A 291-nucleotide genomic window follows, 5' to 3' on the forward strand; every position below is an offset into this window, starting at 1 on the left:
TCTTCAAGTACCTGGTGCGCCAGGGGATCCTCCCTTCGAACCCAGCGGAGATGCTTGAAGCCAAGCGCGTCGTGCAGAAAGAGCGGTACGCGCTTCCGGCGGACGAGCTCGCGCGGTTTATCCATCACATTCCGCATCCGCACGTCCAGGCGGCGGCCTGGACCATGGCGTACACCGGGCTCCGCATCGCGGAAGTCATCTTCCTTCGCATCATGGACGTCGATTTCGAGGAAGGGGTCATCCGTGTGGAGCACGGCAAGGGTGACAAACCCCGCGAAGTGCCCATGTCCG

Annotated in this window: 1 protein-coding gene; it reads left to right on the plus strand. The window is 62.5% G+C overall.

Annotated features, from left to right (window positions below; all coding sequences use genetic code 11):
• Nucleotides 1-291: tyrosine-type recombinase/integrase (locus tag AC27E8_RS00130; protein WP_487111309.1), on the plus strand; the 291-nt coding region annotated here is incomplete at both ends.

It is taken from the genome of Alicyclobacillus sp. CIJ1 (genome assembly GCF_057538885.1).